Annotated in this window: 20 protein-coding genes; 2 read left to right on the top strand and 18 right to left on the bottom strand. The window is 65.5% G+C overall.

The genetic code is table 11. From position 1 onward, the window contains the following. Positions 1 to 22: 22 nt before the first annotated feature. The 18 genes from thyX to DWZ22_RS02990 form a co-directional block, all read right to left on the bottom strand. Positions 23 to 604: an FAD-dependent thymidylate synthase gene (gene thyX, locus DWZ22_RS03075; protein ID WP_118405391.1), complete on the bottom strand. Its 582-nt coding sequence runs from the start codon at positions 602 to 604 to the stop codon at positions 23 to 25. A gap of 6 nt (positions 605 to 610) precedes the next feature. After that, on the bottom strand, positions 611 to 808 hold the full coding sequence (locus DWZ22_RS03070; protein ID WP_118405390.1) for a hypothetical protein: 198 nt from the start codon (positions 806 to 808) through the stop codon (positions 611 to 613). A gap of 2 nt (positions 809 to 810) precedes the next feature. Further along, positions 811 to 1,056 (bottom strand): hypothetical protein, encoded by a 246-nt coding sequence (locus DWZ22_RS03065; RefSeq protein ID WP_118405389.1) that lies wholly within the window; start codon positions 1,054 to 1,056, stop codon positions 811 to 813. Further along, the gene (locus DWZ22_RS03060) at positions 1,049 to 1,249 is read right to left on the bottom strand and encodes a hypothetical protein (protein WP_118405388.1); all 201 of its coding nucleotides are present in this window, start codon (positions 1,247 to 1,249) and stop codon (positions 1,049 to 1,051) included. The genes DWZ22_RS03065 and DWZ22_RS03060 overlap by 8 nt, the downstream gene beginning before the upstream one ends. Continuing rightward, complete coding sequence (locus DWZ22_RS03055) at positions 1,246 to 1,620, bottom strand: hypothetical protein (protein WP_118405387.1); 375 nt, start codon at positions 1,618 to 1,620, stop codon at positions 1,246 to 1,248. The genes DWZ22_RS03060 and DWZ22_RS03055 overlap by 4 nt, the downstream gene beginning before the upstream one ends. Further along, complete coding sequence (locus DWZ22_RS03050; protein WP_118405386.1) at positions 1,617 to 1,847, bottom strand: DUF3310 domain-containing protein; 231 nt, start codon at positions 1,845 to 1,847, stop codon at positions 1,617 to 1,619. The genes DWZ22_RS03055 and DWZ22_RS03050 overlap by 4 nt, the downstream gene beginning before the upstream one ends. Further along, a complete protein-coding gene (locus DWZ22_RS03045) occupies positions 1,837 to 2,118 on the bottom strand; it encodes a hypothetical protein (protein WP_118405385.1) in 282 nt (93 codons plus the stop codon). Before DWZ22_RS03045 ends, DWZ22_RS03050 begins: the two co-directional genes overlap by 11 nt. Positions 2,119 to 2,121: 3 nt before the next feature. Further along, positions 2,122 to 2,913 carry a primase C-terminal domain-containing protein gene (locus DWZ22_RS03040; protein ID WP_118405384.1) on the bottom strand — a complete coding sequence of 264 codons (792 nt, stop codon included), beginning with the start codon at positions 2,911 to 2,913 and terminating at the stop codon, positions 2,122 to 2,124. A gap of 2 nt (positions 2,914 to 2,915) precedes the next feature. Beyond that, the gene (locus DWZ22_RS03035; RefSeq protein WP_118405383.1) at positions 2,916 to 3,233 is read right to left on the bottom strand and encodes a hypothetical protein; all 318 of its coding nucleotides are present in this window, start codon (positions 3,231 to 3,233) and stop codon (positions 2,916 to 2,918) included. After that, positions 3,230 to 3,517 carry a hypothetical protein gene (locus DWZ22_RS03030; RefSeq protein WP_118405382.1) on the bottom strand — a complete coding sequence of 96 codons (288 nt, stop codon included), beginning with the start codon at positions 3,515 to 3,517 and terminating at the stop codon, positions 3,230 to 3,232. Before DWZ22_RS03030 ends, DWZ22_RS03035 begins: the two co-directional genes overlap by 4 nt. Beyond that, positions 3,518 to 3,946 (bottom strand): hypothetical protein, encoded by a 429-nt coding sequence (locus DWZ22_RS03025; RefSeq protein WP_118405381.1) that lies wholly within the window; start codon positions 3,944 to 3,946, stop codon positions 3,518 to 3,520. Positions 3,947 to 3,950: 4 nt separating this feature from the next. After that, entirely contained in the window at positions 3,951 to 5,006 is a 1,056-nt protein-coding gene (locus DWZ22_RS03020; protein ID WP_118405380.1) for a YqaJ viral recombinase family protein, read from the bottom strand. After that, a complete protein-coding gene (locus DWZ22_RS03015) occupies positions 4,996 to 5,259 on the bottom strand; it encodes a hypothetical protein (RefSeq protein WP_118405379.1) in 264 nt (87 codons plus the stop codon). The genes DWZ22_RS03020 and DWZ22_RS03015 overlap by 11 nt, the downstream gene beginning before the upstream one ends. A 2-nt stretch (positions 5,260 to 5,261) precedes the next feature. Continuing rightward, complete coding sequence (locus DWZ22_RS03010) at positions 5,262 to 7,955, bottom strand: ERF family protein (protein WP_199583427.1); 2,694 nt, start codon at positions 7,953 to 7,955, stop codon at positions 5,262 to 5,264. Beyond that, positions 7,948 to 8,238: a hypothetical protein gene (locus tag DWZ22_RS03005; protein WP_118405378.1), complete on the bottom strand. Its 291-nt coding sequence runs from the start codon at positions 8,236 to 8,238 to the stop codon at positions 7,948 to 7,950. The genes DWZ22_RS03010 and DWZ22_RS03005 overlap by 8 nt, the downstream gene beginning before the upstream one ends. Further along, on the bottom strand, positions 8,235 to 9,566 hold the full coding sequence (locus DWZ22_RS03000) for a DEAD/DEAH box helicase (RefSeq protein ID WP_118405377.1): 1,332 nt from the start codon (positions 9,564 to 9,566) through the stop codon (positions 8,235 to 8,237). The genes DWZ22_RS03005 and DWZ22_RS03000 overlap by 4 nt, the downstream gene beginning before the upstream one ends. 7 nt (positions 9,567 to 9,573) lie before the next feature. Beyond that, complete coding sequence (locus DWZ22_RS02995) at positions 9,574 to 9,855, bottom strand: hypothetical protein (protein WP_118405376.1); 282 nt, start codon at positions 9,853 to 9,855, stop codon at positions 9,574 to 9,576. 61 nt (positions 9,856 to 9,916) lie between these two features. Beyond that, the gene (locus tag DWZ22_RS02990) at positions 9,917 to 10,204 is read right to left on the bottom strand and encodes a hypothetical protein (protein ID WP_118405375.1); all 288 of its coding nucleotides are present in this window, start codon (positions 10,202 to 10,204) and stop codon (positions 9,917 to 9,919) included. A 387-nt stretch (positions 10,205 to 10,591) separates the two neighbouring features. On the opposite strand from DWZ22_RS02990, the gene DWZ22_RS02985 reads away from it, so the two are divergent. Together DWZ22_RS02985 and DWZ22_RS02980 are read left to right on the top strand one after the other, a co-directional pair. Then, positions 10,592 to 10,969 carry a hypothetical protein gene (locus DWZ22_RS02985; protein ID WP_118405374.1) on the top strand — a complete coding sequence of 126 codons (378 nt, stop codon included), beginning with the start codon at positions 10,592 to 10,594 and terminating at the stop codon, positions 10,967 to 10,969. Continuing rightward, positions 10,966 to 12,450: recombinase family protein (locus DWZ22_RS02980; RefSeq protein WP_147352253.1), on the top strand; the 1,485-nt coding region annotated here is incomplete at its 3' end. The genes DWZ22_RS02985 and DWZ22_RS02980, both read left to right, overlap by 4 nt.

Genomic DNA, 12,450 nt, shown 5'->3' with positions numbered 1-12,450 from the left:
CTTATTCGGTTGTCCGTGTGTGCTATTCGGCCGGGAGGCGGCACCAGCCGGCTATCTCGGCCCACTGGGCGCCCTGTTCCGCTAGCGCGTCCAGCATCGCCCCCGCGAGCCCCCTGATCTCCCACTGGGCGTGGGCATCGAGCCGCAGGGCGCAGAAGGACATGAGCTCGCGGGCGTTCATCGTCACCGCGATGTCGGTCTTGCAGGCCTCGGGCAGCACGAAGCGCGCGTCCTCGGGCTTGAGGCCGTCGGCGATCAGCGACTCGTAGCGCGTGCGGGCGTAGGCCATGTACCCCCTGTAGGCCTGCTCCGAGTCGCTCCCCGCGATCGACGGTGGGACGACGTACCAGTCGCCGCCCTCGAGGCGCGTGTAGCGCTGGGAGCGCTGGCAGAAGCTCGCCAGGCGGTGGCGCACCAGCTGGTGTGAGTAGGCACGGCTGATGCCCTCGATGGCGAAGGTCGCCGAGACGTGCTCGAACACGCTGAAGTGCCCGGCGCGCCAGCAGTTGACCGCGCGAGACCTTGGGGTCGGTCCGGCCGTAACTGGTGCCGGCGATGCGCCCCACCGTCTCGAGCGGGTTGTCGCAGCTGGTGGAGATGATATCGACGTTCATCGGGCGCCCCCGTCCAGTCCGTTCTCGATGAGCTCGGCGAAGCGCAGGAGGGACCCGGTGTGGTCCTCCCACGCTTTGTGGGCCCAGCCGTCCGGTTTGGCCCAATGGGCCTCGCGGCGCATGTCGGCCACGACCTCGCGGATGTAGTCGGGATCCACACCGTCCTTGGCGCGGATAATTCGGTATTCGACCATATTTACTTCACAAAGTCGTACCAGTCGCAGGACTCGTCGAGGCCCTCGATCAGGTGTCCGGCGACCCAGTGCGGCATCTCGAGGGGCAGCGGGTCGGTCTCCTCGACCCACAGGCCGCAGGCCCTCATGCAGACGCCGCAGCCGTCGGCGACGTACTGGTAGTGCGAGCACTGGTCGCATGTCGGCCTGGGGCCGGCGAAGGCTTCCTCGATGTCCGCGTCGGTGACGCCAAGCGGGTAGTTACTCATCGCTCGCCCCCTGGATGATCCCGAGGGCCAGCCACGTTGCCAAAATGGCCGCGAAGGCCCCCAGGGCGATCCAGCCCCATGCGGCCCCGAAGGCGTTTCCGATCGCGGCGCACACCGCGATGCCGACGATAATCGTGCCGGCGATGGCGATAGTGCCGACGGCCATCGCCTCGTCGGGTGTCAGCTTCTTCATCTGTTTGCCTTTCTGTTGAGGTACATGTCGAAGAGGGCGCCGCTCGCGGCCTCGACCGCGTAGGCGAGCTCCTCCTCGGCGGGCCTGTCGTCGCCGATGTAATGCAGGTAGTCCATCGCGACATGCACCGCCTCGTGGGCGAGCAGGGCGAGGATCTTGTACTTCTCCCCGTGCACGCCGCCCATGAGCACGAAATGGGTGTAGCCCCACTTCGTCGGGCACGAGAACGTCAGCGCCTTGCTGTCGCCGGGACTCAGGTCGGGCAGCTCGAAGCCGTGCTCCCCCGCATCCCTCGCCAGGGCCTCCCGGCTCGTGTAGAGGGCGACGAGCATCTCGGGCATCACCGAGCAGTGGGCTACCTGGACGCTCATCGGCCACCGCCTTCCGAGTCGTCGAGGGCGTAATCGATGTAGTCCCCGGCCTTGGCCAGGTCGACGTCGCCCCCCTTGAGCTCCTCGCGCCACAGGTAGCGTATCGCCGTGCCCTTGCAGAACCCGCGGTACTCCTCCGGGGTGAGGCATGACCTGATGGCGTCGATGCACGTCACGCCGCCCCGACCGAGGTAGCGCACCGGGTTGTCGGTGGGGCTATCTGCCATCTCGACCGCCCCTTCCCTTCTTGACGAGGAGGATCATCTGGCCCTGCTTGTGGACCCGGACCCTCCCGCTGAACTTCTTGTTGCAGCATGCGTTCCAGAGGCCGCGGTAGAGCTCATCGAAGCCGAAGGGCGTGTCCGCGACCTTGACCGACGCCCGCTGCGCGTCGTACTTGACGAACGAGGACAGGAGCCTGTTGCAGAACTCGCTCAGGTCGGTGCCGTTGCGGGTCGTGTACTCGGGGCCCTCGTAGACGTGAAGGAATCGGTCCATGCCTCACCTCCTGTATCTTGTTATCGAATCGATGATCTGCCCGACCTCGTCGTCGGGCAGCGGCGGGAGCAGGTGCTCCCGGTTGGCCCTGTCCGCGGCCCTCTCCAGCTCCTCGCGGGATGCCCCCGCGCCCCACTGCTGGCCGCAGAAGGATACGAGCGCGAGGTGCCTGCTCCCGCTCGACACGTCCGGGTAGACCGGCGCGATCTGGATGCGGCCGTCGTCGCGCTCCGGCCACTCGGGCTCCCATATCGTCTGGGGCGCCCCGCCGGAGCCGTCGCGCTCCCCGCGGGGGAAGTGCTCGGCGAGTATCGCGTCGACTGCGCCCTGGGCATCGGCGATGGCGGTGTAGCGCCCCAGGGTCCATCCGGTCAGGACGAAGTAGCGGGACTCGCGGTATATCTCCCACCGCCCCTCTTTGCGCCCCTTGAACGGGATGTCGGCCCGGCAGACGATGTGCAGGCCGTTACCGCTCTTGGAGACCTCCGCGTAGCTGGCGCAGGCCCTGACCGCCTCCGCGGCCTCGGGGAGGATCATCCCCTCGCCGTCGAAGGCGTGGTCGATGTCGATGCCGACGAGGCCGTCGTCCGCGAACACGAAGCCCAGGAAGTCGTATATCCCGGCCTCGATGCAGGAGGCGGCCTCGTCGAAGGTGCCCCAGGTCGCGGGCAGGCTGACCGAGGCCCTCCTGTCCGCCGACACCCTCATCGGGCATTTGGAGCCCTGCTCGACACCGACCCAGCGGCGGAGGCGGCGCAGCTCGTCGGGTATCGCCCCGAGATCCGTGCCGCCCATCGCTAGGGCCTCTGGGGCTTGGTGTCGCCCGGCTCCACCTTCCGGCGGGAAGCGGTCTTGCCCTTGATGATCTTCTGCTTGCCGCCCGGCGGCGGGACGATCTCGCCCTCGAAGTCGAACGGGTCGATGGGGAACTTGAAGTTGCCGTCGATGTCGAGGCCGAACTCCTCGTCCTTGTCGTCCCACGTTTTGTTGTTCGCCCTCGCGACGATCTCCATCGCGATGCCGAGCGGGATGGGCCCCTGGACCCATTGGCCGCCCGATGTCAGGCGGCGGTACTCGATGATCTCGTTGGGGCCGAGTCCTTTTCTGATCTTCATGCTCCCAGTTCCTCTCTGAGAAGCTCGCCGAACTCATCCAGCGAGCGCACTATCCTGTGGCATATCCCCTGCCTCGTGAGCCTGTTCCGCCAGACGATCTGGTCGGGCTGCACCTCGTAGCCGCTGTCGGCCTTGAGCTCCACGGCGACGCAGCGCCCGGCGTGGAACAGCAGGAGGTCGGGGAAGCCCTTGTTGGTCCAGCCCCCGCCGTGGATGTTCACGGCCAGGACCCCGCGCCCCTTGGCGAGGCGCAGGCAGTCCCGCTGGAGCTTCGACTCCCTCAACTACGCGAAGAGGTCGTCATCGTCGGACGCCTCGTCCCCCTCGCCGGGGTCGAGCGGCGCCTCGCGGTAGTTGCGCAGGTGCGTGTACATGCGCTTCTCGCCGTCCTTGTTCGTGCCCTCGTTCTCGAGGATGTCCGCCATCACCTGCTGGCCGACGAGGTCGTCGGGGTCGATGTCCTCGAGGTCCCAGTCGCGCAGGGCGCGCTTGGCGAGCGTCGAGAAGATGTTGCGGGCGACGCGCTGGGCGTTGCTGGGCTTCGAGCCGCGGCCCATGTTGAACTGCTCGGTGCCGGTGCCGTGGTCCTCGTCCTCGAATGTGACGACGGCCTTGTTGAACTTCTCGTCGTAGTCGACGTCAATGATCGTCAGGACCTGGTCTCGGCCGACGTGCAGGTTGGCGAAACCCTCGGTGAGCTCGATACGTGCCATTTGGTTACTCCTTGTCTTTGTTTAACTTCGCTGTGAACTTCGATGATTCGGTCTCCTTCGAGTACTTCTCCAGGAGGCCGTCCTTCTCCAGGCGCGCCTTGTCGATATCGGTCTTCCTCGTCACGACCAGCTTGCAGTCGACCCCGTGGCCGCTGAAGGTGGCGGTGTCGTGGTCCCCGATGTTCTCGAGCGCGTACTTCTTGAGGATCTCGGTGATCTTCTTGAGGCGCTTCTCCTTGGGGGACGAGACGACCTTGAGCCCCTCGATGAACTCGGCCGTCTCCGCGTACTCCTTGAGCAGGCCGTCGATGTCGGTCTCGGGGCTGAGCGACGCGTCGCGGAGCCCGGCAAGGTACTCGCCGTCGCGGTTCTCGTCGTATTTGGGCGAGTTGCCGGTTTCGACGTACTCTCGCCACCACGCGAGGGCCGGGCGGACGTAGTCCTCCTCGAAGTCCGGGTAGCGCTCGTGGAGGCGGAACTCGACGGTCATGGTGTTGGACGCGTCCGGGACGAAGTCCTCGGGGTGGTCGTAGATGCCCGGCTCGGTGAGGAACGAGGCGACCATGATCACGTCCTCTACGCCCAGCAGGTATGCGTAGAGGGCCGCCTGGAGCGCGTAGTACTCGGGGACGTCGTCCTCCCAGTCCTCGGCGCGCTTCGTCGTCTTGAACTCCAGCACGCCCGTCGGCTCGCCGTCCTCGTCGACGAGGATGGAGTCCCACATGCCGCCGAGCACCGGGTGCGTGAAGAAGTTGCCGTAGGTCTTGCTGAAGTAGTCGGGGCCGTAGACGTCGGTCGGGTCCCTGAGATCGTCCATGGCGTAGGACTCGCGCATGTAGGCGATCTGCTTGGGCTCGATGACCTTGCCGGCCCTCGTGTACACGGTCTCCTCGAACGGCTTCATCCAGGCGCGCGTCACCTCGCACCAGACCTGGAACTCAGTCGTCCACTTGTTGAGGCCGAGCACGGCGGCGAAGCGGGTCGCCGTCAGCTTCTTGGGGCGCTTCGGCGGGTCGATGCTGACGGTGCCGTCGTCGTTCCAGGTGATGTCAGCGCTCATCGGGCAGCCCCTCCTTCAGGGTCTCGAGGCAGTCGGCCGAGATGACGACGGCACCGACCGAGTGCAGGAACTTGTCGGTCAGCAGGCCGATGGCGATGCCCACGGCGGTATCGTTGCAGTCGCCGATGCGGGTGAGGGTGTTGAAACCCCTCACGAGCTCCTTGGCGGCGCGAACGTCCTCCGTCGTCGGCTTACTCATGCGAATTTGCCCGCCGGCCGCCACGACCGTGAGGACGGTATTGGTCTCAGCCATCGCTACTCACCCTTCTCGATGGACGCCTTGAGCTCCCCGAGCTCGTTGATGTACTTCTCGCACTCCGCCTTGGTGATCTCCTTCTTGAGGTTCTCGGTCTCGACGCCGATCTCGGCAACGGCCTTGGCGACCTGCCCGTTGTCGGGATATTCCTCCTTGAGGGTCTTGATCGACTTCTTCAGCGCGGCGACCTGGAGGCGCGTCGCCTTGCCGTCGGGGTCCGCGAGCTTCGCGGCGGTCTTGGCGCGGTCGGCGCCCTCGGCGGGCTTGGCGGAGCCGCGCTTGGCCTTGACGGTCTTCTTGGCGGCGGGCTTCTTCGGCGCGGGATCGCCCTTGTCTGCGGTGGCGACCTCGGTGGTCGACTTCACGGCGCTCTTGGCCGGCGTCTTCGCGTCGCGGGGGCCGCCGATGGACGCGTCGGTCTCGTCGCCCTCGGCGAGGTCGAGCACGAGCATCTTCATGTAGCGTCGCAGGTAGGTCTCCTCGCTGCCGAGTCGCTGGAGCGGGTTGCCCGTGTCCTTGCCGTCCTTGTTCAGGATCGGGTTGATCGAGGGCCAGTCGAGCTCGAAGGAGATCTTCTCCTCCGGCGCGTCGACGTTGATGACCTCGGTGACGATCTTCGCGGGCTCCTCGTGGACCCCGTTGATCGCCCCGTTCTCGAGCGAGATGCCGGATACCGTACGGCGCATTACCTTGGTCGTGCGCTCGACCAGGCCGACCTCGGCGAAGATGCGGGTCTGGGTCGGGACGATGTCGTCGAGCTCGAAGTAGTCGAAGCCGACGTAGTCGTTGATGCCGCTCTTCTTGACGCCGGCCTCGACGAACATGTGTCGCGCGATGGCCAGCTTCTGGTAGACGTTCATGGATGTGTAATCAGGTGCCTTGGCTGTTGCCATGGTCCCCTCCTCTGGTTCGAAATCGGCAGCGCGCTTGAGCGCGAGCCTCTTGTAGAAGTCCTTGTCGATGTCGGCGATGTCGGGCATGCCACCGTTGGAGACGAGGCAGTGCTCCGGCAGGGACTCGATCTTGGCGACCGATCCGTCGGCCTTCTTGACCTTGTAGAGGCGCCCGAGGCGCTCGTCGCGGGTCGCGAAGACTCGGTTGCATTTCTGCATCGGGACCTCCTCCCCGTCCACCAGCTGGTAGACGCGGGAGTACTTTCCGCCGGCCTTGGCGATCAGCTGGAAGGCGGCGGGATCGTCACAGGAATCAATTGATCGGTCGATGGGCGTGCCGTCGAGCAGGTACGCCTTGAGGGCGTCCGCCACGGCGGTCGCGTTGTTGTTGATGGAGAAGGCGCCCACCGTGGACGGGCCCCTCACCAGGTATCCGCCCTTGACCTTCTCGTGGCCGTCGACCATGCGGATGGCGTAGTTGTTCACGTCCTTCTCCCACACCATCTGGACCTGGTCCTCCTCCAGGCCGAAGCCCGTGCGGCGCTCCCACTCGTGGTAGATCTCGGCGAACTTCCCGTAGCTCGACTCGTCGAGCGAAACCATGATGCCGTCGGTGTTCAGCTGGATGAGCGTCAGGCCCTCGATGTCGTGGACCAGGTGCTCGGCGAGCTCCAGCAGGTACAGCTGGCCGGACACGCACACGGAACGGGCCATGAGCGGGTCGTATAGGTCGTTGTATTTGTTGAGAGTGGCGCCGTAGGTGGTGTTGACGACCAGCTTGAGGCCGTTGGCCGTCGCCTTGTCCCCCGCCTTCTTGGCCGCCAGGCGCTCGGTGTAGATGCCCTCGAAGACCGACGGGGAGCGCATGTTGCGCGAGGTGTACCCGTTGCAGATCATGAGCGACGGGTAGTAGCTCGACACGTCGATGTTGATTATCAGGCGCCCGCCCCGGCGCTCCTCGCGGTATCTGGGCAGGGCCCCGTGGATGCCGCCGAAGGCCAGCGTGACCGGGCAGCCGCCGACGTCGATGGCGAGCTTCAGCTTCCACAGGACCTCGTCCGGCACGGACGGGTCGGCCATGTTGGCGAAGAACCCGAAGACCTCGTCGGGTATCCACTCCCTCAGCAAGTTGGCCGGTACGGTGTAGGCGCGCTCGTCGTCGTGCTCGGCCCTCGTCGCCCCCAGCACGGCCGCGGTTAGCTTGGCGTTGGTGAGGTAGAGGGCGCGACCGGGCGACAGGCCCGCCCTCTCGCCGAGCGTGAGCTTGGTCTCGAGATACCCGCGGCGGAGCTCCAGGAGGGCCTCGGTGGCGTCGACGTCGTGCATGCAGTAGTGCAGCACGTCCGCGCGCTCCGCCGCGGTCAGCCTGCCCTCGTGGGTGAAGTCGACCTCGGACTCCTCGACCGACAGGCCCAGGTGCCCCTCGACGGACTTGAGGGACGTGCCCTGCTGGGTGTCCTTCATGAGGTCGACGTCGTTGAAGCGGAAGTAGCATCTCTCGAGGTAGGGGTGCTGCCACCCTTGCTCGCCCGAGATGATCCAGTCGTTGACCTCCTTGACCTGCTCCGGGGAGCAGCCCGCGAAGATCGCCTTCATGATGTACTGGTCGTAGTGCGAGCCGTTGAAGGACACGAAGAACGAGTCCGACATCTCCCGCATCCACTCCCGCAGCGCCTCGGCGTCCTCGTTCCAGAACCACTCCCTGCGCTTGTCCCCGACGTGCTTGAACACCACGAGCCAGTCATGGGCGAACACCTCGAAGTCGTAGACGAGCAGGTCCAGGTCGGAGAGGCTATCCATCCAGGTCACCTCGCGAGGCCAGGTACCCCATGGTCCGCTTGGTCACCTTCTTCGGGAGCCACTTGCGCTTCCAGTTGGTGCAGAGCGCGTCGGACGAGTGCACGTAGAAGGCGTTCCCGTTGTCGTGCTCGCAGTCCCTGGCGGCGGGGCAGCTCTGGCAGTTGATGCAGTCCAGGAAGGCGACCGCGTGCTTCTCGCTCCGGAAGAGCTCGACGTTGCGCTTCGCCTCGTGGCGGTAGAGCATGCCCTCGCGCTCGGTGTATATGGGATCGTCCCTGTTCACAGTCTCGCCCCCTTCGTGTATTCGGTTATGTACTTGCTGAAGAGCGCCTCGCCGAAATCGGCGTAGTTGCCGAGCGCGGCGTAGATGGCGTGCTCTATGCTCCCGTCGGTGAGCATGTAGTAGTACGAGCACGGCCTCGTCTGGCCGACGCGGTGGATGCGGTCCCGGGCCTGCTCGTTGAGGTTGCTCGAGAGCGTCGGCTCGAAGAACACCATCGTGTCGGCCGCGTAGAGGTCGATGCCCGCGCTGCCGCTCTGGTACTGGCAAATGATCGCCCTGATGCCGTCCTCGTCCTGGAACCGGCGCCACACGGCCTTGTCGGCCGACCTGCCGTCCAGGACGACGTGGCCCATCTTCAGCGATGCGAGCACACCCGACACGAGGTCGATGGAGTGCCTGAAGTCGCAGAATATGGCGACCTTGCCCTCGAAGTCCGCCAGGAACTCCTTGAGCGCGGTGAGTTTCGATGAGCCGTAGTCGACGCGCGACCCGTCGTCGAGGTCGATGTATCCCGAGGCGAGCTGCCTCAGCCTCAGCGATCTCGTCAGCGGGTTCTGCGCGAGGGCGTCCAGCTCGACGATGGCCGAGTCCTCCATCATCTGCTTGTACACCCTCTTGACCTTTGGCGACATCGCGCAGTGCAGTATCTCGTCGGGGAGCTTGTCCGGCAGGTCCAGGCACTCGGCCTTGGTGATCCGGTAGCTCCAGTCCCCCAGCACCCGCTGGAGGTCGTCGACGTTGCGGTACCTGTACGGCTGGTGCCACGGGTTGAGGTACGCCACGCGCTCGATCCACTTGTAGTAGCTGTCGCCGCCCAGGCACGCCGGGTACACCCGGCCGCCCTCGACGACGGGGTCGATGCAGGCGAGCTGGCTCCAGATGTTGCACAGCTGCCCGTTGGACGTGGGCGTGCCCGTGAGGATGTAGCGGTACCGGGCCCGCGAGCACATCTTCTGGCACGCCTTGGTGCGCTTGGCCGACGGGCTCTTGACGTAGTGGCTCTCGTCGAGGACCACCGCGTCCCAGTTCCCGCCCGCGTACGCCTCGCGGCGCCAGACGATGTCGTAGCTCTGCACCTCGAAGTCTATCGAGGCCAGGGCCGCCCTCTGGTCGTCCGACAGCAGGGCCACCTTGTCCTCCCACGACGCGCACACCGCCTTGGGCGCCACGACGAGGGCGGACCCGATGGAGCCTCCCGCGGCCAGCTCGGCCAGGCGGAACAGGACCGGGAAGGTCTTGCCCGTGCCCTGCTCCATGAACAGGGCGAAGCCGTCGTTGAGCCTCAGCAGGTTCAGGGCGACCCTCTGGTGGTCGTAGAGCTCGATCATGGCCGGCCTACTTGGAGGCCACGCCGATGATCGCGCCCATGCCGATGAGCAGGCCCGCGCCCATCGCACCGAACAGGTCGTGCAGCGGCAGGGCGCCCTTGGCCATGAGCGCGATCATCACGATCACGCCGCCTGCGATGAACCCGGCGCACGCCAGGACGTCGTCGTCTATACTCCACCTACAGGGGCCGCGGTCGCGGCTCCCGTTTCCGCGAGGGGCGCCGTCGCTCGTGCCACCGACCTGGCAGCGCCCCCCGTTGCGCGGCGGTTTGTACTGGTACTTTGGCATTTCCTCTCCTTGAAATAGAAATCTAGAAGCGTCTGCGCGAAGACCTCCCTCTTCACCGGGCTTACCGATGCCCAGAGTCCAGGCTCTCGGCCACCTTCAGCGCCTTCTCGGCGCGCTTGATGGCCGCGGTCTTCTCCGCGTTCTGGCGCTCCAGCTCCTCCGTGAGGATGCGGTGCGCCTCCATGAGCATCGTCTTCTGCTTCGGCGTGATGTTGTCGCTCGAGATGGCTCGGCTCAGCTCGCTTGCCTGCGCGCTCATTCCGCACGCCTCCAGCTGGTCGGCGATCTCCTGCAACTTCATGACGGTCATCCCGAGCATGCGTTTGATCTGCTCCTGCACGTCCCACATCTCTCCTCCTTTCGTTCAGTTGTCTCTAATAACGATTTCCGCGATCGCTTACGCGCCGCGGCGATCCCGCGCGCCCCGTTGGACCGGATCCGCCGTCGCCATATGTGGTCGATGACCCATTGAGTCGCCCGTGGGGCGGAGCTCCTACTTCGGCGGCCCGGAACGGAGGGCGCGGGCTATACGGTTCTCAAGGATCGCGTCGCGCTATTGTTTTATCGCGCAACACGAGATACAATCTTTAGTCACAACTTAGTCACTGAAATGCTGCCCGTTTGTCCTCCGGAAATAACATTTCAGTCAATGTCGTGTGACGCGTTGTTACCTCGTCTGTCACGACATTATGGGCTCGTTGTTATCGTGTGTCAACGTAGTTTTGAGGTGAATGTCGTGTTTTACGATAATTTTGAAAGAGTATGCGCGGAACAGCGACTTAAACCCAGTCGTGCCTGCATAATGGCCGGCCTCAAATCAGGCCGTGCTGCTAATTGGAAGAAATCTGGAGCCCTACCGAGTCAGGAAGAGCTAAAACGGCTCGCCGACGTGCTGAAATGCGAGGTGGCGGACTTCTTCCGCCCCGAGACCAAGAGGATCCACAGCACCTCCCAGGACGCCCTCGCGGCCATGGCCATGAGGGAGCTGGAGCCCGGCGGGGACCTCGACGAGAACGAGCGCGAGCTGCTCCGCATCTACAGGAAATGCGACAACAGGCAGCGCGCCCTCTTCATGGTTTCTACATATAAGTTCGAGGAGGAGAACCTGAAATGACGACCGCGGCGGCATACGCGCGCTTCTCGAGCGACGCCCAGAGGGACGAGTCCATCGAGATCCAGCTGAGGGAGATAGGCAGGCTCTGCGACCGCGAGGGCTGGGACCTCGCCCAGACCTACACCGACTACGCGATATCCGGCACGCGCGAGGACCGCCCGGGCTTCCTGCGCTGCGTCGCCGACGCCGAGCGCGGGCTGTTCGACGTGCTCGTCGTCTACAAGATGGACCGGTTCGCCCGCAACGTCTCCTACGCCCAGGAGACCAAGCGCAGGCTGTTCGCGGCCGGCGTGAGGATCGTCTCGGTGCGCGAGGGCGAGCAGACCGACACGCCCGACGGCTTCCTCACCGGCGGCATCAGCGACCTGTTCGCCGAATACTACTCGCGCAACCTCTCGGTCCTCGTGCGCGGGGGAATCGCCCAGAGCGCCCGCGAGTGCAAGGCCGCCGGCAGGCGCATGTTCGGCTACGCCGTCGACCCCGAGACCGACAGATTCGTCCCCGACCCCGTCCAGGCGCCCCAGGTGCGCGGGATGTACGACCGCTACCGCTCGGGCGAGACGATGGAGGAGATAGCGGCGTGGCTGGCCTCAGAGGGCGCCCGCACGCTGCGCGGCAACCTGTGGAGCGTGACGGCGATCGGTAACGCGCTGCGCAACCCGGCCTACAAGGGCGTGTACGCATACGCCGGCACCGAGGTCGAGGGCGGCATGCCCGCCATCGTGCCCGAGGAGGAGTGGGACGAGGTGGAGGAGATCCGCCTGCGCCGGAAGAACTCGAAGAGGCGCCGCCGCGTCAACGACTACCTGCTGACCGAGAAGGTCTACTGCGCCCGCTGCGGCAAGCCCATGTGCGGCACGGCCGGCACCGGCAGGTCGGGAAGGAAATACACTTACTACGGCTGCATGCACAGGGGCGGCTGCCGCGTGCGCGTCCCATCCGACGCCGTCGAGCAGACGGTGCTCGCCGCGCTGACCGACATGCTCTCCGACCCGGGCACGGTGGACGCCATCGCCGCGGACATGCTCGAGCTCGCCCAGGGCAGGGTCAGGCACGCGCCCGAATGGCGCTCTGAGGCCACAGAATCGCGCAGGAGGCGCGACAGGCTCGTGGCGGCAGTGGCGGACGGCCTGCCCGTAGACAGCGTCAGGGATCAGATTGTGGGGCTCGAGGAGCGCATCCGGGAGCTGGAGGCCCTCGCGGACGCCGAGGAGGCGGAGGCCGAGACCATGCTCGACCCCGACCGGGCGCGCGGTTTCATCGAGGGGTACATGTCGCTTATTGCGAACCGCAAGGACTACGCCCGCCCGCTCGTCGACACGTTCGTCGACCGCATCTACGTGGACCCCGAGTCCGCCGTCGTCTTCTTCGCCATCGGCGAGGAGCGCGACTGGGGGTTCGACATAAGCGAACTCGGGTCAATAAAAAAGAGCGAACCCGCAGGTAGACTGCAAGTTCGCTCTTATGATCTGTGGTCGGGT

Origin of the sequence: Collinsella sp. AF31-11, assembly GCF_003475605.1 — a bacterium.
Taxonomy (GTDB): domain Bacteria; phylum Actinomycetota; class Coriobacteriia; order Coriobacteriales; family Coriobacteriaceae; genus Collinsella.
This window is presented reverse-complemented; position numbering and strand designations above follow the sequence as displayed.